A 21584-nucleotide genomic window follows, 5' to 3' on the forward strand; every position below is an offset into this window, starting at 1 on the left:
CCAACACGCCAGCGTGGCAGGGGAAGCTTGCCAAGGCGTTCAACGGATATCTGACCACGCTTTCCTCCGACCGGCGCATTTTGCTTCGGCAATACGAACTTCAGGATATAGCCTTCAAGGTCGTCGGAGTGGGGAGCGTCGGCACATTTTGTCTTGTCATGCTGTTTATCGACGGCCAGGGAAAGCCGCTGTTCCTGCAAGTCAAGGAGGCAAGAGCCGCCCAGAACGAGACGGATTGCAAGACTTTCATGCAGGCATGTCGGTCCGGAAAACTGGAGGCGCGCAGCGACGAAGACATGGCCGCAGATTTGGCGGCGCATGGCCACTCGTATTTCTCAGGAGCCGAAGTTACCGTTGTGCTAATTCAACGACTCGTTGCTCTGGGCGTCCTCGCACTTCTGCTGGCCATGCCAGGCGTTGATGCCGCCGCGGAAGCGGCGCAGGCGAGCAAAGAGAGGCGATGAAGATGTCAAGTATTGGGCTGGAAAGTTTGGCACCGGCGCGCTTGTGGTCGTCGGGCCGATATTCAGACCCGAGAGATATGGAATCGCCGTGGCCAACGGAATTCCGTTGCGCAAGTCGATCAACGAGGCACTGCTTTCCATGTACGAGGACGGAACCTACGAGAGAATCTATGGGAAGTGGTTTTCGCAAGAGAAGTAAGCGCTCGAACGGGGTGTACGCCATCCGCAGCATGCCGCCTTCGACCCGGACCCGGATGATTTCATGCTCCGCATGATGGTGGCGATTGGGAAAAAGAAGCCCGCAAAATCGGGCCAAGGTTCGACGAGCGCGTACATCAGTGTCTTCCAGGAGACGTTCCAGACGAGTGGCTTGTTGGGAAAGCGATTGATGAAGGGCAGCATGTCGGCAATCAGGACGGACTTGCCGAGTATGAGGGACGCGATCAACACCGAGGCCGAGGTGGGCGGCGTGATGCCGGTTTCCCTGACCATCAGCGACCGGATCAGCGCGATGATGTGAAGAATGATGAAGAAGAATATCGTAGGCGGAAGCACCTTTTTGAATTCTTCCCAGATCTTTTCCGTCACCGAGCTCATGGTCCACTCCGGTCATTGACGCTGCCCCTTTGGGCACCATTTGCAGGTCGCGGCGCGCGCATGGCATGCCGGCTTCAACTGTGTGTCGTTCGCAGGCGCCTGGAAGGCTGGATGTCGTGCTCGCTGTGCGTAATGTAACGGGTACGCGAAGCGAATTCCGGATTGGTGCGCGTTCGCGTCCGGAGGGACGTTTTACGCGTCACACGAGCGGGTAGCGCCCACGCTCATAGCGGTCCTGCCGTTTGATGTACATGTGCCGATAGACGATCGACCATGCCGTCAGAGCGGCATACGTCGCGTATCTGATGAACGTGGAGAGTTGTTGGGCATTGTCGCCGGCCATGCCCTCCGTTATCCAGAGCCGGATAGCGTTTTCGCCGATGAGCCCAATACCCCATACGGCAGTCATCAATCGAATGGACCTCACAAGGGCAGGGCGAGTGTGCCACCTCGAGTCGAATTCCCGTTCCTTCCCCAGATGCTCGCGGGCGAGCGTCGACCTGGCAAGATAGAAGCCGATTGGCTTCTCCAGAAGAAGCGAAAGAACGAAGAGCATGCCAATGACGCCGCTCACCAGGGGATCACGCGCCTCACGTAGCCATCGTCCGGGTTCAGAGGCGAGCACAACGAGCGACATGGCGATGCTCGCGAGCACGAGCGCGCTCAAGGCGTCGAAGTGCCGGAATAGCCCCAGATCGATAGCCATCCATACGAGCACGGGGACGCTCGATGCGATCAACGCGCCGAGCAGGCCGTAATGTGGGAGTGCTAACCGATAGGCAAGCGTGGGCAGTGCGGCATTGACGACGAGTGCGAGCGCATATCTAGCTGAAGGGATCATCGTGAATGTCTCCGACCCGGACCCGGCGCCTCGGCAAAGCGACCGGTCTGGATCGTTCATCGATTTCTTTCCGGAGAGCTGTGGATTGAGTATAGGCGCTGACGGGGCCGGAAGAGAATTGATGTTGCCGCGCCTGCTGCGCGGACTACTGCGCGCTCTGCTGACGTTGATACTCGTTATGCTTCATTTGCATGTAGTCGGCGCGGCTGACCTCATGCAATTGCCGCGGATACTGCTCGGTCGCGCTGAACCAGTCAGTGAGGCGTTTGTCGAGGCGGCCGTTGGGCGGGCTGGAAAGCGCGCCAAGATAGGCTTCGATGGCGAGGTAGTAGCGCATCGTGTTGCGTTCCACCAGGCCGCGCACGCCGCCTATGTATTGCGTCTCGTTCGTCGACGGATCGCGGGTGGTGGAAAAGCCAACCTTGTCGCTCCCGATCGTCGCCAGATAAGCTTTCATTGCAAGGCGCCCCGCCGTGCCGTAACCGTAGGCGTAAGTCAGATGGATAAAGGTGCGGTTATCGCCCACGGGTATCGCTTCAAGCACGATTCGGTAGTCTTTCGTGCTCAGCGGACCTGTGGCGGCGGAGAGCTCGACGCGAAAATAGTCCGACGTGCTCGCTGCCGGGTGATAGTTGAATTGCACACGGTATGACGAAGACAGCGATTCCTCGGTTTTCTTGCCGATATTCACGGCGAGAACCGTACCGTTGGCGCTAGTCGAGGCATGGCAGTACTTGATGTTCAGGTGCAGGATCAACACGTCGCACCAGTTGGCAGGGCCTTGAGTCGGGTGGTTGAGCGTGTCGTTGACCAGCGCGAAAGGATACTTCACGACACCGTAAATGTCGCCACTGAGCGCCGATGGCAACTCCTGCGATTCGAGGTACAGCGGTCGCTGAAACTGGTTTTGCGCGAGCTGCTGCGTCAGGCTCTGATATTTGTCGCGCAGGCTTGCCGCCCTGTCGTCCGCTTGCGCGAAGGCGCTCTGGCACAGCGAACAGAACATCGCCGCCATCACGACTATCCGCCACAGCCGCGCCCATCGGCTGCCTGCTAGGGGTCTGGGAAGCCTGCTCATGGTCCTCCTCCTGCTTTGGCTCAGGTTGCAGTGCAACGCGTGCGGATCTGATCGTGGCACCTCCGTGACTCCCGCATTCTTGCAGGCGGCAGTGTGGCTTGTATATCCGTGATCGCCGGTCACGTGCAATCTGCAGGAATCGAGCAAGAGAAGCCGTGCGCCGCTAGCCGGTGCCGCTCCAGGCGGCGATGAGGCCGGACTGGTTTGACGCACGCGATACGGACTACACTTGAATTTGACCACGATTGAAAGATAGGCAGGCAAAGAGCGCACGTCGAACAAAGTGGCCGATGTTTCGCTCGATGACAACGCAGGTTCTGCGCACGCAGCGGATCGATGATGCTGGCGTGCGCATAAACCGTTCCTTTACTGGAGGCGACCATGAAAAAGGAGAGAAAGACGGCTCGGCAGATTTTGTCCGGGAACGCTCGGGAGGTGATCTCGGTCGGTCCCGACGACGCAGTGCTTGCGGCGCTGCGTCTGATGGCCGACAAAGATGTCACCACCGTACTGGTGCTGCAAAGCAGCAATCTCGTCGGCATCCTGTCCCAGCGCGACTACGCTCGCAAGGTCGAACTGGCCGGCCGCAGCGCCGCCGAGACAAAGGTTGGCGAGATCATGACCACCCAGGTGTTTTACGTCACGCCTGAGCACACATGTGACCAGTGTCTGGCATTGATGCATACCAGGCGGATCCGGCATCTTCCGGTCATCGACTCTGGACGGGTTATCGGTGTGCTCTCCAACAGTGACGTCCTCGAGGAGCTAATCCAGGAGGACGAACGTTTCATCAGCATTCTTGAACATGACATGCTCTACCTGAGCGTCGATACCGGCGGCGCCTACTGAGCATTCGCAGGAAACCCTGGAGCGGGCGGCCCCAGAATTTCGCCGTGATGGCCCAAAACCGGCCATCAATGTCCCAAAACCATTGCACTCGGCGCTTCGGCGGCAGCATGCAAGATCTAGACTCGCGTGGTGCGTGGCGATGGGATTTTCGCTGAGCATCGCCGCAGTGCCAGATAGCGCGAGTCATGTGGCTTATCACTCGGTGATCTGGACTACGAAGCATCTAACCATGCGACTGAAAGAGCCATTCGCGATGGGCGCTGTTTTGCCGAAGGCGTTGTAACGGCGCACGAGCACAAAGCCCGGGTCACCGTCACACAACTGAACGACAATCGTGATTCCAGGGATCATGGAGATAGAGTCGGCAACCCTTGCAGCGGGGGCCGGATTCGGTATGAGCGCGGGGGCCACGTCCCATGCATCTGCGCGCAGGGGAGCGTCGAATTCCATTGTCAGCGCAACCGCATCGAGCTTACCTGATTCCCAAGGTCGAGGCTGAGATCGAGACGGCACACGCAGAACTGACGCAATTGATGCTCGCGAGCGGACAGACCGCGGGTCCCGTATCGGCTTCGGCATAAACTTGGCGCCATCGTCGTGGTTCGCGCTTCACACTGCGCGTTGGGGGGCTTCGGATTTTTCGGGGCGAGATGGCGCACCGCGGGAGCGCCGCGTCGGCACCATTTGGGACGCAGGGCCTTTTGAGCAGAAACACGAGCATTGGAATGATCGATATTGAGGACCTGCAAACTTTCGTTGAAGTGGCCGACGCAGGCGGTCTTACGCAGGCGGCCAAGCGACTGGGCCTGTCGAAATCAGTCGTCAGTCGCAGACTCGCGCGGCTGGAGAGCGAGCTGGGCGCTCAACTCATGTCGCGTACCACGCGAGGGGCTGCGCTAACGGAAGCCGGAGCCACCTTTCGTGAATACGCAGCACGGATCTGCAGCGACCTCGATCTTGCGCGAGAAACGATCCTTCCCGCTGGAGAACTGCGCGGACGCCTCAGGATCGCGGCACCCGTGTCGTTCGGCGCGACCCACCTCGCGCCGTTACTCGCCGATCTGGCGAGACAACATCCGCTTCTTCAGCTTCATACCGCCTTCAGCGATCATTTCGTCGATGTGGTGAACGATGGATTCGACGCGGCGATCCGCATAGGCCATCTCGCGGACTCCAATTTGATCGCGCGCCGCATCGGTCCCATCTCTGGAAAGCTGGTGGCCAGCCCGGCATATATTGGAACATATGGGGAACCCCGAACGCCTGACGAGATTGCGAACCACGAAGCGATTTTCCAGCATGACGAGACATGGAGGTTCATGGACGGCAACACGGTCGTTACGGTCAATCCGCGTGGGCGATTCACCGCCAATAACGGCCAGGCGCTTGTCGCTGCCGCTGTTGCCGGGCTAGGTATTACGGCGCTTCCCGATTTTCTAACAGACGACCATGTAGCCTCTGGTTCGCTTATTCCGATCATGCGCAATTTCCCCGTTCAGGAATCGGGAATTTACGTTGTACGCCCTCCCGGCGCGCATCCACCCCGCAAGGTGCGCGTGCTCATCGAGATGCTGATCGAACATTTCGGCGGTCAAAGCCGTTCGTAAGGTATCGGTCATGACCCAGATCCTGCGTCTGGGTCGTCTAGTTGACGATGCGGATTCAACCTGCCAGTGGCGTTGCCAGTTCGGCGACACAGAGTCGCCCGACCCGGCTCTACCGCTACACGCCGGACATGGGTAGCCTGTGAACTCGCGTGATCGGCCGTCCCAGAGAAGCCGTGTCGAACTCACTCGATCTGAACGGAGCGGGCATCGTGCCCCAGGGTCGGGTGCTCGACAAATGGGCCATTCTTTAATCAGATATCCATCTTGTCATGACCACGATCCTCCAAATCAACTCGGCAGCCCGTTCGCAAGGCGCCACTTCAACGCTGCTCCTCAACGAGCTGACGGAGAAGCTGCAGCAATCGAACCCGGGCGCGCGCATTGTCGTCCGTAATCTGCAAGCTGAGCCGCTACCGCACCTCGACGATTCGATCCTTGGCGCGTTCTTCACGCCCGCAGACCAGCGAACCCCGGAACAAGCGGCTATCTCGGCACGTAGTGAGGCGCTGATCGCCGAACTGCAAGCAGCCGACATCATTGTGATCGGCGCACCGATGTACAACTTCGGTATCTCTTCACAGTTGAAGACCTACTTCGACTTTATTGCTCGCGCAGGCATCTCGTTCCAGTACACGGCCGACGGTGCGGAAGGTTTCGTGACGGGCAAAAAGGTTTTCATCGTTACGGCCCGTGGCGGCGCGTATGTCGGGACGCCGCACGACACCCAAACGACGTATCTGCGCACGTTCCTCGGCTTCCTCGGCATGACCGACGTGAACTTCATCTACGCCGAAGGTCTCGCCATGGGACCGGAGGCGGCTAGCGCTTCGCTCGCTGGCGCACGCGCGGCAATCGTCGCGGCTTAAGCAGCAGTTGGCAGGGTTAGTACTGCGGATTGCTACGCCAGATCGCGACAACATTGGTTTCGTACAACCAGGCGTTTTTGTCGGGCAGTGGATTGGCAAGGATACGAGATGCAGATTGGACTTTATACGCTTTCAGATTTGTCGTCGGTTGGAAAAGACGGACAACGCGTAGATGCGCGTACACGGATCAACGAGATCATTGAGGCGGCGAGAATCGCGGAGCAGGCGGGCCTCGACCTCTTTGGGGTTGGAGAACATCACCGGCTCGATTTTGCGGTGTCGGTTCCCACCGTCGTTCTGGCTGCAATCGCCGCCAAGACAAGCAAAATTCGTTTGAGCAGTGCCGTTACCGTTCTCAGCACGGCAGATCCCGTGCGGGTCTATGAGGAATTCGCAACGCTCGATCTGGTCTCCGGAGGTCGCGCCGAAATCATTGCGGGGCGCGGGGTTTTTCGCGAGCCATTCTCTCTGTTTGGCTATGACATTCAGGATTACGATGCATTGTTCGAAGAGAATCTCGCACTCTTCGAGCTGTTGAACAAGTCCGGGCGCGTAACCTGGAAGGGGCGCTTCCGGCCACCGCTGAATGACGCGGAGATTGCGCCGCGTGCCCTGCAACCCACGATTCCGGTGTGGATCGGAGTGGGCGGCTCTCCGGAAAGCGTCGTGCGTGCCGGCCGTCTGGGCTTGCCGATGGCGCTCGCCGTGCTTGGCGGTCCTTATCGAAACGCGGGGCAGCTCGCGGCGCTCTATCGCGCTGCCGCGCAGCAGGCCGGGCATGCCCAGACGCTGCGATTCGCCATCAACGGACATCTTCACATCGCCGAGTCGTCACAGGCGGCGCGCGACGACTTTTATCCCTACTATAGCCAGTACTGGATCGATTCGACGCCAGCAAGATCCCCCGGACCTCGAATCTCGCGCGAGGATTTCAATCGATCAATCACGCAAAGCAGCGGACCATTCGTCGGAAGTCCTGCGGAAATTATCGACAAGATTTCCCTGCTTCATGAATTGACCGGGATGGACAGGTTCGTCGCACAAATCGATATCGGCGGAATGCCATTCAACAAGGTTGCGGGGATGATCGAGCTACTCGCGGAAAGAGTCGTTCCTCATATTCGCAAGCTTTAGCCGGCTTTGGGAGCGTGTGCGTGCATGCCGCAGGGTTGCAACCTCCGTTGCCCTTGACTGCATGCGCCGGGCAGTTCTTCCGCCAATCGAGTCAGACGAACGTTCCGGCTGTCATGAGACCCGTTTATGGCGATTGCACCTGAACCGGAGCCCCGGGGTTGCCCGACGCCAGCGGCGCGATCACGAGGTAGCGGCGCCTGTCACCGGAGGTGCTCACACCTGGCGTGACCAGTTGACGAATCTGGCCGAGCGCGTTGACGATCGCGGAGCCCGCCGGGTTGGTCATGAAGTTCGCGAGGACCTGCACGTTGCCGGTGCCGTCGGGATTGTCGGCCAGGCCCAGCGCATAGGGGTGTTTCGGTTGCAGGCCGGTGACGGCGGCCTGGAGGACCTGCACGAGGCCCTGGTCGAACAACGCGACAGTCGTCGGTGCATTCGCGGCGCTTGTCGACTGGCCCGGCGCCGCCGGCACCATCACAATGTGGGTGGTCTGCCCGGCGAGGCCGAGGGGCTGGAGGTTCTGCGTGCCGTCACCTTCCGGCACGGCATTGGGCACATAGGTGACCGCTTGCGGCGCTTGCCCGATCGGCACGGTTGCGATGACTTTGTTGGTCGATGTATCGATCGCCGTCATCGCATCGGCATTCTCGAGACCGACGTAGATCCGGCTGCCGTCGCCGGATGGCCACAGTCCATGTGGCAGGTTGCCGACCGGCACGGTCGCGACCTGCGAGAAGTCACTCGTGCGGAACACCTTGACGACATTCAGCCCGCCCACCGTCACGTACGCGAACATGCCGTTGGCGTTATGCACGATGTTCACATGGTTGGTAATCGGGCCCGTGTCGAGTGTCTTCAATAGCGCGAACGGTGGTCTCGCATCGAACACCTGGACCTTGCCCACATCCTTGAGCGTGAACCAGATCTGCTTGCCGTCGGGCGTCGCGGCGATGTCCGGGCAGAAGGGGCTTGCCTGCGAGACCGCGCCGACGATCTTGTGGTCCGCCACGGAAATCACCTCGGTCTCCGGGTTGAAAGACGAGCAGACGTAGCCATACTTGCCGTCAGGCGAGAAAATCTGCATGCCGGGCCCGGCTGGGACTGTGATGCGCGCTTTCTCCTCGTACGTCGTCCCGTCGAGTACCGCGACATAGTTTTCGCCGCGCACGGTTACCCAGACTTCCTTTCCATCAGGCGTGAAGAAAGCCTCGTGAGGGGAGCGGCCAACGTAAGTGACATGCTTGACCGTGTTCGTCTGCGTGTCGATGAACGACACCGAGTTCGATCCGATGGAGACCACCGCTAGCGTACGATGATCCGGTGAGTAGCCCATGCCGTGCACGAGCAACTGCCCTTTGTACAGCGGACTGAAGTTGGTCGGCGAGGGGTCGCCCAGGCGAATCAGACCCACCAGCTTGTTGTCGGCAGGATCGATCACCGACACTGTGTTCGAAAACTGCTCGGCAGCGTAGACGCGATCGTGGTGGCTCACCCGAACGTCCGGATCGGACAGCGATCCGGGGGCCTGCCCGGCCCAGGCGTAGTGCGCCACGGCCAGCGCGGCCGCCGACAACGCGACGGCAAGAATCGATGTGCGGTCCATCACTGATCCTCTTGCATAAGTTTCGGCATGGCCATCGGCATGTCGTGGTGGGAGCCCGATTGGTCGCGGGCGGCCGGGGAAGCCGGTTGCTGCTGATCCGGAGCGGGCGCGGAGGGCGGCAATGGCTGCCCGATCGCGTTTCGCATTGCGACGATTTCCTGCTGTTGTTCGACCACGATCTCTTGCGCGATGCGGCGTAATTGTTCGTTGTGCCCGTAACGCAGTTCGGCCTGCGCCATGTCGATGGCGCCCTGGTGGTGGGGCACCATCATCGAGACGAAATCGCGATCAACGTCCCCCGTGGGCTTCACGGTCATGCCGTTCATCATCGTCGTCATGGCGGTATCGTTCTCCGCCAGAAAGCGTGCTTCCTCGGAAGCCGTGGCCTGCAAGCCCGCAGCGTATGCGGGCAGTTCGAAAGGTGCAGAGATCACGAGGGCAACGAGAACGCCCAGGATCATTGGCGCGGTACGTGGAATCGGGGTGCACACGGTGATTCTCCCGTTATGGTTGACATGGGCCTCATTGCAGTGAACCCAACGGGCGCGAGGATATTCCGGATGCCATGCTTTTTCTCCGGAGCGTCTGTGCGCACAGTTGCCGAATAGACCACGCCATACGCTGGTGGCCGGGGACGAAGCCCGAACGGGTCACATGTGCGCGCTCGTGTCACTCTCCTGAAGGTGGCTCGTATCAAGAGCCCTTCGGCATGCTCTGCATGGCCTTGTTGCGCGCGGCCTGAGCGTCGGTGATGAGTTTGTAAGCCGCATAATACTTGTAGATGTTGCGCACGTAGGTGGTCGTCTCCATGCCGATTTTCTCGGCCACGACGATCTCGACGTTGTTGAACCACAGGTTGGGATCGAGTCCGCCTTGCGCGGCGAGTGCACGCATCTTCGCGATATTGGCGGGGCCGGCGTTGTAGCTCGCGAACGCGAAGAGCGAACGGTCGTTCGTACTGAAGTGGGCGTCCGGGAAGTATTTCGTCATCAACGTGTTCATGTATTTCGCGCCCGCATGAATGTTGGATTCGGTCGCCGTGATGCTGCCCACGCCCATTTCCTTGCCGGTTGCAGGCATCAACTGCATGATGCCGATCGCCCCGACATGGCTGCGCGCCGCCTGATTGAGTTGCGATTCCTGAAAGCCCTGCGCCGCGAGCATGAGCGGATCGAAACCATATTGCGCACCGTATTGCCGGAAGAGCGCGAGCGTCTCATCGAAGCGCTTGCGTTCGGCTTCGTTCGCGTTGTTGCGGATCTGCTTGATCTTCTTCATGTACTGCGCAAGGCGGTACTCGTACACGCCCTGCTTCTTCAGGTAGTTGACGTAGAAGTCGTTCAGCGCGGCCTGCAGTTGCGGGCTGTTCTTGCGGATCGCCCAGCCTATGTAGCCCTCGCCGCTTACCGCGAGATCGTCGTGAACCTTGAGCTTCGGCAGTACCTGGGCCCACAGGCGCGCTTTCCAGTCGTCCACGACAATCACGCCCAGCAAACCCGCATTGACCATCTCCATCGCGTCTTCGTCTTCGAGAGCGTCGGGCAGCATGGAGAGCTTCATGGGCGGCTTGCCGTCCTTGCGAAAGCGTTCGTTGAGCGCGGTAAGGCTCTCGTAGTAGCTGGATGACCGGCGCACGAAGACCTCCTTGCCCGCGAGGTCGTCGATGGTGGCGAGGGTCGGCGATTTGGGTCCGGTGATCACCAGCTCGCGCACGGGTTTGAGATCGCGCGGCGCGATGAAATCGACGATCTTCAGGCGATCGTCGGTGGCGGTGAGGTTTCCCGCCGAGATATCACCAAGGCCCGCGTTCAGGTTCGTGAGCAGCTTGTCGCGCGTGGTGGGGATCAGGAATACCGTGAGCGGGCGCTTCTGCAGCTGTGCTGCGTACTTCTTGTTCACATAGCGTTCGAAGTCACGGGCCGTTTCGGCGGCAAGGCCGCGCTCGCGGCCCTTGTCGACGAAATAGAGCGTCCGGCTGTACGGTACGAGAAAGCGAATCATGTGGCGATTGAGCATCGCGTCGAAGTCGCCGGTCCATGGCTTGTTGACGAGGCTGAGCCGGCGCACGGGCGGCGACGCAGTGGGCTTGTGCGCCGGGGGCGCGGAGCCGGCGGCGGCGCTTGCGGGCACCGGTGCGGCCGGCTGCGCCGCGATGGACTTCTCCGGCACCCAGGTCGCGCACCACGTGAGCGCGCAGGTGACGATTAATCGTACGAACAGTTTCACGATGACCTCCCGATGGCGATGCGCGTCCTGTGCGGAGCACGACCGGCTAGCGGCGCGGCGTGACGATCGGGAACCGCGGATTGACGGTTCGTGGTGCGCTCAGCGCCTGCAGGAATGAGGCGTTGCTGGCGGATTCGGCTGCGAGCGTCGCGCCAATGGAACGTGCAACGGTGACGAGCATCAGGAAAGGGCGAGTTTTCATAGGAATCCTTACGTTATCTATCGTTGCTCGCGCGTCGTTTGCGCTGCACTCAATCGAAGCTTAGCCGCTGCGCTGCTGCGGCGTACCACTCGCTGATGTCCCTTGCCTGCCCTTGGGCGGTTCCATCCGTTCCTCGGGGGACGGCCCGTGCACGAAGCCGGGTTCGGCCAGGCGCGCAATCTCCTGGCGTTGGCGAGGACGATGAATGTGCCGACGTTGTGCAGCACCGCAATCCACACCGCGCCGCGCAGACCGAGCGCCGCGACGGCGGTGGCCGCGGCGGTCCAGGTCACGTGGGCGTTCAGCGTGGCGGTACGGCGGCAGCGGCGGCCCAGCTTGATGCACGCGGGCAGGCGGCGCAGGTCGTCGCCGAGCAGCACGACGTCCGCCGCCGCAACCGCGATATCCACACCGCGCCCGCCAATGGCGACGCTCGTCGCGCCGGCCTTGATGGCGAGCACGTCGTTCACGCCGTCGCGGACGACGAGCGGTTCGCGCCTCGGCTTCAACCCGTTCTCGTCGCGCGAGATGTTCTTCGGCGGCGTGACGCAGCTGATCGGCACGTGGAGCGCGGCCGCCGGCTCCACGCAGCAGGGCGTCATGGCCGGCCTGCACCACACCTTCTGAATACTGCCTGGCGCAAATGATTCGAATAATGTCATTTGCGAAGCTATTTGCCGGGGCGATTTCCGTCTATCCTCCGCGACAGATCCCCTCAACGCAGGAGCAGACGATGTCTGAAGCAGCAGCAAGCAGGACGCCGGGCGGTGCGCATCCGCTCGACGCAGTCGTATGGAACGCGCTCACCACCCAGCAGCGCCGCTTTGCGATTGGCGATGAACGGGCGCGGCGGTTCCCCGCAGCCATTGCGCCCTTTGCGGCTCTGGCCGGGGAGGACGCAGAATCCTTCGCTGCCTTGCGCGCGCTGATCGAACCGCAGCGGCCGGTGGCCCTGGTCACGCCGGGGGAGATCGCGCTTCCTGCGGGGTTCTCCGTCCTCAGGCATGTGACGCTGCTCCAGATGCTCTGGCAAGGCGAGCCCGACTCGACGCCCGCATGCGAGCACGTCCGGCTTGGCGTTGCCGACGTGCCGGACATGGTTGCGCTCGCCACGGCAACGGAGCCCGGGCCCTTTGGGCCGCGCACCATCGAACTGGGCGAATACCTTGGTGTGCGCAAGGCGGGCAAGCTGGCCGCGATGGCCGGCGAACGCATGAGGCTCGATGGCTACACGGAAATCAGCGCGGTCTGCGTGGATCCCGAGTTTCGAGGTCAAGGCCACGCGGCCGGCCTGATGAAGCTGCTGATCGCGGGCATTCGCGCGCGCGCCGAAACGCCCTTCCTGCACGTTCTCACGTCGAATCACGGCGCCATCGCGCTCTACCGGAGGCTGGGTTTCGTCGAGCGGCGCCAGATGCATCTCATGGTGCTTGGCGCCGCAGCGGACTGACAGCGATGGCAGAGGGGGGCACGCCCACAGTTGAACCTTTGCGGACCAGAGGAGCGGAATCTTGTCCGCAGACTACCTTGCCGATCGCGGCTTGCCGGCCTGGAAGGGCCAACCGGCGCCTTTGAAATGGTGGAGAGGAAAAATGTCGCTCTGACGCCTAAACTGATCTATGAGGCCAGGCAACGCGCCCGGATTCGGCCCCGCCAAGGCAGCGAGGCTTCATCCGGGTCCGGCTGACGCGGACCGCGCGCCGCGCCGGACGATGCGCAAGCCGTCAAGGTGAACATCATGAGAAGGCGTGGATTCTGGCGGCTGCTGCTCTTGATCGTGGCGCTCTGCGTAAGCGCCGCAGCCATTGCGGGTAGAGGTGGTGGCGGCTGGTATCACGGCGGCGGCGGTGGCGGCGGCTACAGTGGTGGTTATGGCGGTGGCTACGGCGGCTACAGCTACAACCACGGCGGCAGCTGGAACGGCGGTTACCACGGTGGCTACTACGGCGGCGGCTACCACGGTGGGTACTACCACGGCGGCTATTACGGCTGGCGTTACGGCGGTTACTACCACGGCTACCACGGCTACTACGGTTATTACGGCTGTTGCGGCGCGGCGAGCGTCGGTTTCTACTACGGCCCGGGTTTTGTCTACGGCTATCCGCTTTATCCGTACTACTTCCCGCCATATTTCGCCAGCGTCTACTACCCGTACGTGTCCTACGACATGTCGCAACCCACGCAGTACATCGAGCAGGGGCCGACGCAAGCTGGCGGCACCAACATGTTCGACCCGGGCGCCGGCGCCAATACGTATGACCAGGGGGGCGGCGGCGCACCGGATCCCGGCTTCTGGTACTACTGCGACGCGGCGCAGGCTTACTACCCGTACGTACAGTCCTGCAACGGCGGCTGGCGGATGGTGCCCGCGCGGCCACCTGACAGTTGATTGACAGGTGCTCCCTGATCGGCGCCGGCGCCCGCGGGTCTCAACCGTTTGCGCGAGGCGCGGTGCCGTGACGTGCGAGGAACCGATCGAGCTGGCTTGCAAATGCCTTGCTGTCGCGTGTGCCGAATGGCGCCGGGCCGCCCGTTTCGACGCCAGCGCTGCGCAGTTGATCCATCACGTCACGCAGCGTCAGGCGTTCCTGGATATTTTCACGCGTAAACCAGTTTCCGCGCGGATCGAGCGCGTGGGCGCCCTTGTCGAGCACAGCGGCGGCGAGCGGTATGTCCGCCGTAATCACGAGGTCGCCCGTCGCGGCCAGTTCAATGATGCGAGCATCGGCCACGTCGAAGCCCGCTGGCACCTGGATCGACCGGATGAAGGGAGAGGGCGGCGTGCGCAAATACTGGTTTGCGACCAGCGTCACCTGTACCTCGGCACGCCGCGCGGCCCGAAACAACATGTCCTTGATGACGGCGGGACAAGCGTCCGCATCGACTAGCACTTGCATGAAGGCGGTTCCACTACGTTAAACCGCGATCATATCTCAAGGTCGACGCTGTTCTTGCGGTGGCTCGGGCCGATGCTATGCAATGCCACGGAGAGCCACGGCGTCGCGCGCATGGATTGGCACTGTCGCCGCAGCACGCATCGTGCGCGTCATTGCGCGGCATCGAGGCCTACGGCGAACCATCGTTCGTCGCCAGAATGAGAGTGCGTACGGCGTCTGGCGCCTCGAGCGCGAAGGCGAACCGCATGCCGTGAAGGTTCACGGCATGCTTTCGAGCAACGACGGCGATATCGTGCCGAGCTGGGCGCTCGATGGTCACGGCATCCTGCTGCGTTCCGAATGGGATATCGCGAAGTTTCGGGAAAGCGGGCGCTTGCGCGTCGCGCTGCCCGAATACGTGCAACCTTCGGCCGACCTGTTCGTCTACTAGCCCAACAAGCGGATTCAGCCGGCGCGCGCCCGCGCGTTCATCGATTGTCCGGTCGAGTGCTTCAGCCGGCACAGGTCGCCGCTTTCGCCCTCAACCACCGCAGCGCGCGGCCAATGACGCCGCGCGAGGACACAATCGCCGGGTTGCGCGATCGTGCTCGCGCCGGATCACGCCTCGCGATGTCGGGTGTTTTCGACTGGTTGATCGTGCGACTTTGTGCCTAAGATGCATATTTCTGCGCATAACCCGTTGCCGGCCCGCAATTGCGGGCGCCGGAAGGCAGCGCCCGGATCGACGCGAACCAGTGTTTCATCATGCATGCAAGCGTGCGCGCGGCGGCCGCCTGTCGTCCGGCTGCAATGACGCAAAGGGGCGCGGCGGCGATCGCCGCGCTGGCGACGTCTGGCCGGCCCGGCTGGTCGGCCGTGCTTCGCCATGCCTTGCTCGCAGTGGCTTGCGCGCTGGCTGCCGCACCGGCCGCGCTCGCCGGCACACCCGTCAATTCGGTCGACACAGCCAATACGGTGGGCGCCGTCACCACCGCGAGCGGCACCGATCCTGCCACTTCGCCAAGTGACGCGGCCGTACGCCGGGTCGTGCTCGGCATCATCAGCTTTACGCGCTGGCCGACGCCGCCCGGCCGCCTGCACCTGTGCGTGACGGGCCGGCCCGACTACGCGCAGGGCCTCGTCGACACGCTGCAGGCTGGCTCGACGCCGCTCGAGGTGCAGCGTGTCCCCTTTGATGATTCCGCACTCGGCGCAGCCTGCGAGGTCGTCTATCTCGGCGGCCTGAGCGACGCTGAAAGAGAGCGGGTCAACACCGCCGTGGCTGGGCATCCGGTCCTGACCATCGCGGAACACGATCCGTCCTGCACCGCGGGCAGCATGTTCTGCCTCAATGTCGACGGCGAACGAGTCACGTTTGACATCAATCTCGATGCCGTGGCGCGCAGCGGCGTGCGAGTCCACCCGAATGTACTCAGTCTCGCGCGGCGGCCGGTGACGCCATGACACAGCGCGCACCCCGTGTTTCCCCTGTGCGCACGCCGCGCCCGACGCTGCAAAGCGTATTGCAGCGCGCGCACCTGCGTCTGGCGTTCGTCGCCGTCACAATGGCCGCGGTGTCGTTGATCATGGTCGCCGTGATCGCATTGCGTGCCTATGCCGGCAACAACCTGAACCTGCTGGCCCGCTCGCTTGGCTATACGGTCGAGGCGGCGTTGGTGTTCGGCGACCGCATCGCGGCGACCCAGGCTATCGAGTTGATCGCCAAAGAAGAGGACGTGGCGGAGATCATCGTCACGGATAGCAGGGGCCAGCCGTTCGCGGCATGGCAGTTGCCAGCCACCCGTTCGATTGCGAGGCTCGAGCGGGCGGTCGCCGACATCGCGCTGCCTGGGCCCGTGACCGCACGGGTGGTGCACGACGGCATCGTCGTCGGTTACGTCGAAGTGCGTGGCCAGGGGCACCAGTTCTTCGGCTTCCTGCTCGGCGGCGTTGGCGGCATCCTGGCCTGCCTCGCCGTTAGCGTGCTTGGCGCTTATGTCAGCTCAAAACGCGTGCTGCGCAACATCGTCGCTCCGTTGCGCGCGCTGGCCGGCGTCGCACACGCAGTGCGGCGCGAGCGCGCATTCGAGCGGCGCGTCGCGCCCGCTGCGATCGCCGAACTGAACGAGCTCGGGGACGACTTCAACGCATTGCTCGACGAATTCGAAGACTGGCAAGACACTCTGCGCCACGAAAACGCGTCGCTTGAACACAAGGCAACCCACGACGCGCTCACTGGACTGCCAAACCGTTGGCAGTTCGAGGCTCGCCTCATGCGCGCCCTCGGCGAGGCCGTGGTGGCGCAGCAGCGGGTCGCCGTCCTCTATCTCGACTGTGACCGTTTCAAGGAGATCAACGACTGCCTTGGCCATGACGCCGGCGACGCGGTGCTGATCGCCATTGCGGCGCGGTTGCGCACGCAGTTGCGCGAGGTCGATCTGGTGGCACGCCTCGGCGGCGACGAATTCGCCGTGATGCTGGCGCCGATGCGCGACCTGGCCAGTGCCGCCCGTATCGCCGAGGAGATACTGTCGAGCATGGCGCCGCCGATCGCCTTGTCCGATGGCCGCACGGTGGCCACCATGATGAGCATCGGGATTGCGCTGTATCCCGATCACGCATGCGACGCGAGCGGCTTGCTGCGCGCCGCAGATGCTGCGATGTACCAGGCCAAGCGCGCGCGGCCGGGCTCGTGGCAGTTTGCCGAAGGTGTCGCCGGACCGGCTTGACGTGATGGCACGGCCTGGCAGCCGGGCCGTCGCAGGAATTCTAAACAGCGCGCGCAAAGCCGGCGCGCTCGAGGAGCATACGATGAAGAAATACCCGTCTCCTGCAAGTTTCTGGCGAATGGGCATCGGAAGCGCACTGCTGCTGTGTATGCTGCTTGCGGGCTGCAAGACGCCGCCGCCTCCGCCTCCGCCGCCGCTTTACCGCGGTTTGACGCAGACGCAGGTCCAGGCACTCACGTCGGCCGGATTCGAGGAGACCGATCAGGGTTTCGAGTTCGGCTTGACCGGCCCCATTCTGTTCGACTTCGACCGCTACAACCTCAAGCCCGACGTTCGCCGGATTGTCGAGCGCATTGGCCACACGCTTGCGTCGGCGGGGATCAACGGCGTGCGCGTCTATGGCTACACCGACGGGCAGGGCCCGAGCGCCTACGACTTTGAGTTGTCCAGACGACGTGCCGAGGTCGTGGCGCTCGAACTCATCGACGCAGGACTTCCTGCTGGGCGCGTCGAGATCATCGGGAAAGGCAAGCGCGACCCGGTGGGAGACAACCGCACCGAAGCCGGGCGCCAGCAAAACCGCCGGGTCGCGATTGTCATCTCTCCGCGCTGAGCCGGCTGGCTTCTCAGGTATTTGAAAAATATTGCGGAAGGCGAATTCTGGGAGGCCCGTCAGGCTGCGTGAGGCTGGCACAAAATCGATGCACCTCGCCGATTAGCAAACAATTGTTCGGAATGCAAAAAATATCCTGATTGGACTTGTCGTCATTCGTCAAATTCGAGCCGTCGCGGGCCGCCCGGGCGAAATCAATCGATTGGCGATCGCGCACGCGTAATCCGCATGCGAGGAAGGAAGGGCGCAATACCTATAATGAACTGGGCAGCAACCGCCTCGCGCGACAAGTTTTGGGCCGCGAGGCAGGGAGGGTGCTGCTTCGTCCCCCTTTGCGCGAGGCAGATCATGCAACACACCGATGCGATCCTCAGGCAGGTGATGGCAGCGTTCGAGCGCGAGTCGCACCTGAAGCTCCACAACGGCCCCATTCATATCAGCCTCGAGAGTGGTGCCTTGACTGTGACAGGCGAGGTGCCTGACGTCGCTTCGAAGAAACGGCTGATTCAACTGACCCGGGCTCACAGCGGCGGCGAAGCGCTCATCGACAGGTTGCGCGTCAGCGTTGCGCAGCCTCTCGGGGACGGCGAGCTGCGCACGCGGATCTGCGAACGGTTTTTGCAGACGATCGAATACCGCAACTGCGTGATTTGTGCGCGCGCGAAAGGCCAGCTCGAAATGTTGCGGGGCACCATGGACCAGGCCGGCGACGAGGGCGCGGGCGTTGTGGAGGTCAATGTTGAAGATGGCGTCGTCACCTTGACGGGCCAGGTGATCAGCCTGTCGCATCGACGACTCGCGAGTGCGATCGCGTGGTGGGTCGGCGGATGCCGGGACGTGGTGAATCTGCTGGAGTTGGTGCCCGCTGAAGCGGATGGCGACGAAGAGATCTGCGAGGCCCTCGCTCTCGTGCTCGAATCCGATCCTCGCGTGCACGCTGGGCAAATCACCATCAATGTAGAGGACAAGCGGATTACGCTTGCGGGATGCGTGGCGACTGAAGCGGAGAGGCGACAGGCAGAGATGGATGCGTGGTGTCTGGACACAGTTGCCGGCGTGGTCAACCGGATCGAGGTGCGAGCCTGACCGTTTTGGGGCATGTCCAGACCTGACGAAGATTGCCTCCACGTCGCGATTCAACGGAACCTGCAACGACGATGGTCAGCGTGGCTGCATTCGACGCGCTCGGGAAAAGCAACGTGTTTCCCGGTGCCCGGTGAGCGCGTCTGGTTGATCTCCGCAACTAGCGTAAGGAGCTCCCCACCATGCAGAACGAATCGAAAGATGGCGTCGCTCGTCGCGACTTCATCAAGACAGCCGTTGCGTTGGTCGGCGCAACGTCCGCATTGGTCACGCAAGGCGGGGCCGTGAATGCCCAGGGCACGAATGCGACGCCCGCCGGTGGCCGACAAGGGACGGTCTACACCGGCGATGTGATCCAGGGAAAGAAAGTCATCAGCGCGCTCGACGTCGAAGACCTGGAACGCGGCAAGAAGCATATGTTCTATTTTCAGGGCGTGCAAATGCCGACGGGACAGCACTGGTATGTTTCGGTCATCGTCGTTCGCGGTGCGAAGCCGGGCAAGCGCGTCGCGCTGGTCAGCGGCGTGCATGGCGACGAAATGAGCCCCGTGCATACGATACAAACCGTGATAAGCCAGCTCGACCCGGCGCAGATGTCGGGCACGGTGCTGGCGGTGCTTGACGTATCGCGCCCCGCGCTCGAAGCGATGGAGCGCAGATGGCCGAATTCCGGAAGGGGCATCGACCTCATCGACATCAACCGCGAATGGCCGGGCAACGAGAATGGCGCAAGCGCACCGAGCCGGCATGCGGGCCTGCTGTTCAACGGGCTGTTGCGGCCGAATGCCGACTACGCCATCGACTTTCATACGGGCACGACCGGCATGGACCTGACCTCGTTCAATCTGGCCAGAATGGAGCTGCCGGAGGCACGGGCGATGGCGGAGCTTTATCCCATCACGCAGATCTTCGACAACCCGGCATATCCCACGCTGCTCGCAAATGCGTTCATCAATGTGGGGATTCCGGCGATCACGCCGGAGATCGGCTCCGCGCGCGTGTTCGATCTCGACATGATTCCATTGTTCGTAGAAGGCACGATGAACGTGCTCAAGCGCTATAACGTCGTTCCCGGCCCAATGGGACGCACCGGCAAGGATGTTGGCATCTTTGTCGGCAATAGCGCGCATTCGATCTTGACGACGCATGGCGGATTCATCGAACTATTAGTTAAGCTAAATGAAAAGGTAAGAGTGGGGCAGAAGGTGGCGATCCAGCGCAACGCGTTTGGCGAAGTGGTCGCGCAGTACACGAGCGAGGTTGCGGGCGAGGTGACGGGGCGCCGGACCGACGCCACCGCAGAGCCTCGCATTCCTGTCGTGATGATTCTTTATCAGAGCCCGGCCAGAGAGAATCCGGAGGACTACTCCGAATGACGCGGGGGCGTTGGGGCGCTTACCAGGGTTGCGCGCCCTGACGCGCGCTTTGCATCGGACGACGTGTCGCCCTGTTCTCGTCGCGTCATGCCCGCTCAGAGCGGTTCTTCATGTGAGGCCGAGGGCCCGACGTATTCGTAGCGCGCGGTGTTCACGTGGGAGATACGCACCTCGACCGGCTCCTGGTGATAAGAGTACGCAATGCGTCGGACTTCGAGCAACGGCGTGCCGCGCGGCACTTCTAGCAGTTCACATTCGATGTCGTCGGCCGTGGCCACGCGCAATCGCTCTTCCGTCCCGACCACGTTGATGTGGAACGCGTCCTGGTAGAAGTTGTAGAGGGTGCTGGGGCGCTCGCGCAGCGCGGTCTCGGTCAATCCCGGAAAGCGCTCCTCGGCAACCGTGATGTTGTCGATCATGACCGTTTCGCCATGCAACGCGAGGCGGTTGACGAACGAGAAGACCCGGGCGTTCGGCTCGACGCCGAGCATGGCGGCGATTTCGCGCGTGGCCTTTGCCTTCGTGAAGGAAACCAGGCTCACGGTAGGGTAGGTCTTGTCGCCGTCCTGGCGCACGACACGGAAAAAACGGAAGAAGTACCGGTCGCGTTGATGTTGCGCGACGAACGTGCCGAGGCCCTGGTGGCGCACGAGAATGTTGTCGGCCACGAGTTCGTCGATGGCCTTGCGCAGCGTGCCGATCGAAACGCCAAAGCGTTCCGAAAGCCGCTTTTCGGACGGTATCGCTTCGCCGCCTTTCCATTCCTTTGCCGACAGCGCGGCGAGGATCCCGTTCTTCACTTCCTTGTATCGCGTTCCCCCGATCACGGGTGCGCTCGCCGTGACGCCCGCCTGAGGCGCGCCGTTCTTCAACGTATTCATTCTGGTGTCCTCCCTTCCTGGTGCTTTCCCGACCTTTCGCGGATTTTACTTCATTCGGGTGATTTAACACATATAGATGATATGGTTGACATGCATGAGTTCGGTGTCTATGATGCGCAGCATGGCGATGCGCCAGAACCCCGTGAACGAAACTGGAGACACTCACATGAGCCAGGCAGCTCAAGCATCACAGCAGGCTGATTCATCGGCGGCCAATGCCGATCAGGCGCGCAGGACGATCCACATCGTGCTGCACGAGGCAAAGGACACGGTTGGTGTCGCGGTAGTCGAGGGCATCCGGGCGGGCACGCAATTGAACGCGTGGATCATGGACGAGGACGAAATCGTCACGGTCCCGGCGAAGCAGGACATCCCGATCGGTCACAAGGTGGCGCTCAAGGACATGGCCGTGGGCGACACCGTCTACAAGTACGGCGTCGATATCGGCAAGGTGGTGGCGCCCATCAAGGCTGGTGAGCACGCTCACGTTCACAACATCAAGACGAAGCGCTGGTAAGCCGCGCGGTGCGTCGAGCCGCGCGCCGCTGAACCCGCGGCG

24 protein-coding genes and 1 pseudogene are annotated in these 21584 nt (G+C 62.1%); 15 read left to right on the plus strand and 10 right to left on the minus strand.

Annotated elements, in window-relative coordinates:
• Nucleotides 1-464 (plus strand): DUF2252 family protein (locus tag VMJ11_RS29980; RefSeq protein ID WP_325624442.1); only part of this gene is annotated, 464 nt, incomplete at its 5' end.
• A 168-nt stretch (nt 465-632) separates the two neighbouring features.
• Here VMJ11_RS29980 and VMJ11_RS29985 read toward each other — a convergent pair.
• The 3 genes from VMJ11_RS29985 to VMJ11_RS29995 all read right to left on the minus strand — a co-directional run bounded on the left by VMJ11_RS29985 (nt 633) and on the right by VMJ11_RS29995 (nt 2980).
• Nucleotides 633-1061 (minus strand): hypothetical protein, encoded by a 429-nt coding sequence (locus VMJ11_RS29985; protein ID WP_325624444.1) that lies wholly within the window; start codon nt 1059-1061, stop codon nt 633-635.
• Between the two features lie 199 nt (nt 1062-1260).
• Nucleotides 1261-1962, minus strand: a complete 702-nt coding sequence (locus VMJ11_RS29990) for a VC0807 family protein (RefSeq protein ID WP_325624445.1) — start codon at nt 1960-1962, stop codon at nt 1261-1263.
• 85 nt (nt 1963-2047) lie between these two features.
• On the minus strand, nt 2048-2980 hold the full coding sequence (locus VMJ11_RS29995) for a hypothetical protein (protein ID WP_414694507.1): 933 nt from the start codon (nt 2978-2980) through the stop codon (nt 2048-2050).
• Nucleotides 2981-3361: 381 nt separating this feature from the next.
• Here VMJ11_RS29995 and VMJ11_RS30000 point away from each other — a divergent pair, with 381 nt between their 5' ends.
• The 4 genes from VMJ11_RS30000 to VMJ11_RS30015 all read left to right on the plus strand — a co-directional run bounded on the left by VMJ11_RS30000 (nt 3362) and on the right by VMJ11_RS30015 (nt 7436).
• The gene (locus tag VMJ11_RS30000) at nt 3362-3829 is read left to right on the plus strand and encodes a CBS domain-containing protein (protein ID WP_325624446.1); all 468 of its coding nucleotides are present in this window, start codon (nt 3362-3364) and stop codon (nt 3827-3829) included.
• Between the two features lie 725 nt (nt 3830-4554).
• Complete coding sequence (locus tag VMJ11_RS30005) at nt 4555-5436, plus strand: LysR family transcriptional regulator (protein ID WP_325624447.1); 882 nt, start codon at nt 4555-4557, stop codon at nt 5434-5436.
• Nucleotides 5437-5705: 269 nt separating this feature from the next.
• Nucleotides 5706-6302, plus strand: coding sequence for an FMN-dependent NADH-azoreductase (locus tag VMJ11_RS30010; RefSeq protein ID WP_325624449.1), 597 nt, complete (start codon nt 5706-5708; stop codon nt 6300-6302).
• 108 nt (nt 6303-6410) lie between these two features.
• Complete coding sequence (locus VMJ11_RS30015; protein ID WP_325624450.1) at nt 6411-7436, plus strand: LLM class flavin-dependent oxidoreductase; 1026 nt, start codon at nt 6411-6413, stop codon at nt 7434-7436.
• A gap of 124 nt (nt 7437-7560) precedes the next feature.
• Here the strand turns inward: VMJ11_RS30015 and VMJ11_RS30020 are convergent, their stop codons facing one another.
• From VMJ11_RS30020 to VMJ11_RS30040, 5 genes are all read right to left on the minus strand, one after another.
• The gene (locus tag VMJ11_RS30020) at nt 7561-9039 is read right to left on the minus strand and encodes a YncE family protein (RefSeq protein WP_325624452.1); all 1479 of its coding nucleotides are present in this window, start codon (nt 9037-9039) and stop codon (nt 7561-7563) included.
• Complete coding sequence (locus tag VMJ11_RS30025) at nt 9039-9530, minus strand: DUF305 domain-containing protein (protein ID WP_325624453.1); 492 nt, start codon at nt 9528-9530, stop codon at nt 9039-9041. The genes VMJ11_RS30020 and VMJ11_RS30025 overlap by 1 nt, the downstream gene beginning before the upstream one ends.
• A 202-nt stretch (nt 9531-9732) precedes the next feature.
• Entirely contained in the window at nt 9733-11244 is a 1512-nt protein-coding gene (locus tag VMJ11_RS30030) for a transglycosylase SLT domain-containing protein (protein WP_414694512.1), read from the minus strand.
• 67 nt (nt 11245-11311) lie between these two features.
• Nucleotides 11312-11467 carry a hypothetical protein gene (locus VMJ11_RS30035; RefSeq protein ID WP_325624455.1) on the minus strand — a complete coding sequence of 52 codons (156 nt, stop codon included), beginning with the start codon at nt 11465-11467 and terminating at the stop codon, nt 11312-11314.
• Between the two features lie 17 nt (nt 11468-11484).
• Nucleotides 11485-11937, minus strand: a complete 453-nt coding sequence (locus VMJ11_RS30040) for a hypothetical protein (protein ID WP_325624457.1) — start codon at nt 11935-11937, stop codon at nt 11485-11487.
• Between VMJ11_RS30040 and VMJ11_RS30045 the strand changes: the two genes are divergently transcribed.
• The 3 genes from VMJ11_RS30045 to VMJ11_RS30055 all read left to right on the plus strand — a co-directional run bounded on the left by VMJ11_RS30045 (nt 11918) and on the right by VMJ11_RS30055 (nt 13856).
• Nucleotides 11918-12094 (plus strand): hypothetical protein, encoded by a 177-nt coding sequence (locus tag VMJ11_RS30045; protein WP_325624458.1) that lies wholly within the window; start codon nt 11918-11920, stop codon nt 12092-12094. The two genes, VMJ11_RS30040 and VMJ11_RS30045, sit on opposite strands and share 20 nt — an antisense overlap.
• Before the next feature lie 106 nt (nt 12095-12200).
• The gene (locus VMJ11_RS30050) at nt 12201-12917 is read left to right on the plus strand and encodes a GNAT family N-acetyltransferase (protein WP_325624460.1); all 717 of its coding nucleotides are present in this window, start codon (nt 12201-12203) and stop codon (nt 12915-12917) included.
• A 288-nt stretch (nt 12918-13205) separates the two neighbouring features.
• Nucleotides 13206-13856 (plus strand): hypothetical protein, encoded by a 651-nt coding sequence (locus VMJ11_RS30055; protein ID WP_325624461.1) that lies wholly within the window; start codon nt 13206-13208, stop codon nt 13854-13856.
• 40 nt (nt 13857-13896) lie between these two features.
• Here VMJ11_RS30055 and VMJ11_RS30060 read toward each other — a convergent pair whose 3' ends face one another.
• Nucleotides 13897-14364, minus strand: coding sequence for a YaiI/YqxD family protein (locus tag VMJ11_RS30060; RefSeq protein ID WP_325624463.1), 468 nt, complete (start codon nt 14362-14364; stop codon nt 13897-13899).
• Between the two features lie 175 nt (nt 14365-14539).
• On the opposite strand from VMJ11_RS30060, the pseudogene VMJ11_RS30065 reads away from it, so the two are divergent.
• The 6 genes and pseudogenes from VMJ11_RS30065 to VMJ11_RS30090 all read left to right on the plus strand — a co-directional run.
• Nucleotides 14540-14911: pseudogene (locus VMJ11_RS30065) on the plus strand (LysR substrate-binding domain-containing protein); the annotation flags it as partial.
• A gap of 197 nt (nt 14912-15108) precedes the next feature.
• Nucleotides 15109-15807 carry a YfiR family protein gene (locus tag VMJ11_RS30070; protein ID WP_325624511.1) on the plus strand — a complete coding sequence of 233 codons (699 nt, stop codon included), beginning with the start codon at nt 15109-15111 and terminating at the stop codon, nt 15805-15807.
• On the plus strand, nt 15804-17072 hold the full coding sequence (locus tag VMJ11_RS30075; RefSeq protein ID WP_325624465.1) for a diguanylate cyclase domain-containing protein: 1269 nt from the start codon (nt 15804-15806) through the stop codon (nt 17070-17072). Before VMJ11_RS30070 ends, VMJ11_RS30075 begins: the two co-directional genes overlap by 4 nt.
• Before the next feature lie 82 nt (nt 17073-17154).
• On the plus strand, nt 17155-17685 hold the full coding sequence (locus tag VMJ11_RS30080) for an OmpA family protein (RefSeq protein WP_325624466.1): 531 nt from the start codon (nt 17155-17157) through the stop codon (nt 17683-17685).
• Between the two features lie 348 nt (nt 17686-18033).
• The gene (locus VMJ11_RS30085) at nt 18034-18771 is read left to right on the plus strand and encodes a BON domain-containing protein (RefSeq protein WP_325624468.1); all 738 of its coding nucleotides are present in this window, start codon (nt 18034-18036) and stop codon (nt 18769-18771) included.
• A 179-nt stretch (nt 18772-18950) separates the two neighbouring features.
• Nucleotides 18951-20144 carry a succinylglutamate desuccinylase/aspartoacylase family protein gene (locus VMJ11_RS30090; RefSeq protein ID WP_325624469.1) on the plus strand — a complete coding sequence of 398 codons (1194 nt, stop codon included), beginning with the start codon at nt 18951-18953 and terminating at the stop codon, nt 20142-20144.
• A 95-nt stretch (nt 20145-20239) separates the two neighbouring features.
• Here the strand turns inward: VMJ11_RS30090 and VMJ11_RS30095 are convergent, their stop codons facing one another.
• Nucleotides 20240-21025, minus strand: a complete 786-nt coding sequence (locus VMJ11_RS30095; protein ID WP_325624470.1) for a GntR family transcriptional regulator — start codon at nt 21023-21025, stop codon at nt 20240-20242.
• Nucleotides 21026-21191: 166 nt separating this feature from the next.
• Between VMJ11_RS30095 and VMJ11_RS30100 the strand changes: the two genes are divergently transcribed.
• Complete coding sequence (locus VMJ11_RS30100) at nt 21192-21542, plus strand: UxaA family hydrolase (RefSeq protein WP_414694508.1); 351 nt, start codon at nt 21192-21194, stop codon at nt 21540-21542.
• The last annotated feature ends 42 nt before the right edge of the window (nt 21543-21584 follow it).

This window comes from Paraburkholderia sp. (genome assembly GCF_035501035.1).
Taxonomy (GTDB): Bacteria; Pseudomonadota; Gammaproteobacteria; order Burkholderiales; family Burkholderiaceae; genus Paraburkholderia.

Coding starts and splice junctions, on each gene's coding strand:
- VMJ11_RS30010 (WP_325624449.1), top strand. CDS start 5,706: ATGACCACGATCCTCCAAATCAACTCGGCAGCCCGTTCGCAAGGCGCC.
- VMJ11_RS30020 (WP_325624452.1), bottom strand. CDS start 9,039: ATGGACCGCACATCGATTCTTGCCGTCGCGTTGTCGGCGGCCGCGCTG.
- VMJ11_RS30085 (WP_325624468.1), top strand. CDS start 18,034: ATGCAACACACCGATGCGATCCTCAGGCAGGTGATGGCAGCGTTCGAG.
- VMJ11_RS30005 (WP_325624447.1), top strand. CDS start 4,555: ATGATCGATATTGAGGACCTGCAAACTTTCGTTGAAGTGGCCGACGCA.
- VMJ11_RS29985 (WP_325624444.1), bottom strand. CDS start 1,061: ATGAGCTCGGTGACGGAAAAGATCTGGGAAGAATTCAAAAAGGTGCTT.
- VMJ11_RS30045 (WP_325624458.1), top strand. CDS start 11,918: ATGGCGAGCACGTCGTTCACGCCGTCGCGGACGACGAGCGGTTCGCGC.
- VMJ11_RS30080 (WP_325624466.1), top strand. CDS start 17,155: ATGAAGAAATACCCGTCTCCTGCAAGTTTCTGGCGAATGGGCATCGGA.
- VMJ11_RS30060 (WP_325624463.1), bottom strand. CDS start 14,364: ATGCAAGTGCTAGTCGATGCGGACGCTTGTCCCGCCGTCATCAAGGAC.
- VMJ11_RS30100 (WP_414694508.1), top strand. CDS start 21,192: ATGAGCCAGGCAGCTCAAGCATCACAGCAGGCTGATTCATCGGCGGCC.
- VMJ11_RS30095 (WP_325624470.1), bottom strand. CDS start 21,025: ATGAATACGTTGAAGAACGGCGCGCCTCAGGCGGGCGTCACGGCGAGC.
- VMJ11_RS30055 (WP_325624461.1), top strand. CDS start 13,206: ATGAGAAGGCGTGGATTCTGGCGGCTGCTGCTCTTGATCGTGGCGCTC.
- VMJ11_RS30035 (WP_325624455.1), bottom strand. CDS start 11,467: ATGAAAACTCGCCCTTTCCTGATGCTCGTCACCGTTGCACGTTCCATT.
- VMJ11_RS30000 (WP_325624446.1), top strand. CDS start 3,362: ATGAAAAAGGAGAGAAAGACGGCTCGGCAGATTTTGTCCGGGAACGCT.
- VMJ11_RS30075 (WP_325624465.1), top strand. CDS start 15,804: ATGACACAGCGCGCACCCCGTGTTTCCCCTGTGCGCACGCCGCGCCCG.
- VMJ11_RS29990 (WP_325624445.1), bottom strand. CDS start 1,962: ATGAACGATCCAGACCGGTCGCTTTGCCGAGGCGCCGGGTCCGGGTCG.
- VMJ11_RS30050 (WP_325624460.1), top strand. CDS start 12,201: ATGTCTGAAGCAGCAGCAAGCAGGACGCCGGGCGGTGCGCATCCGCTC.
- VMJ11_RS30070 (WP_325624511.1), top strand. CDS start 15,109: ATGCATGCAAGCGTGCGCGCGGCGGCCGCCTGTCGTCCGGCTGCAATG.
- VMJ11_RS30015 (WP_325624450.1), top strand. CDS start 6,411: ATGCAGATTGGACTTTATACGCTTTCAGATTTGTCGTCGGTTGGAAAA.
- VMJ11_RS29995 (WP_414694507.1), bottom strand. CDS start 2,980: ATGAGCAGGCTTCCCAGACCCCTAGCAGGCAGCCGATGGGCGCGGCTG.
- VMJ11_RS30090 (WP_325624469.1), top strand. CDS start 18,951: ATGCAGAACGAATCGAAAGATGGCGTCGCTCGTCGCGACTTCATCAAG.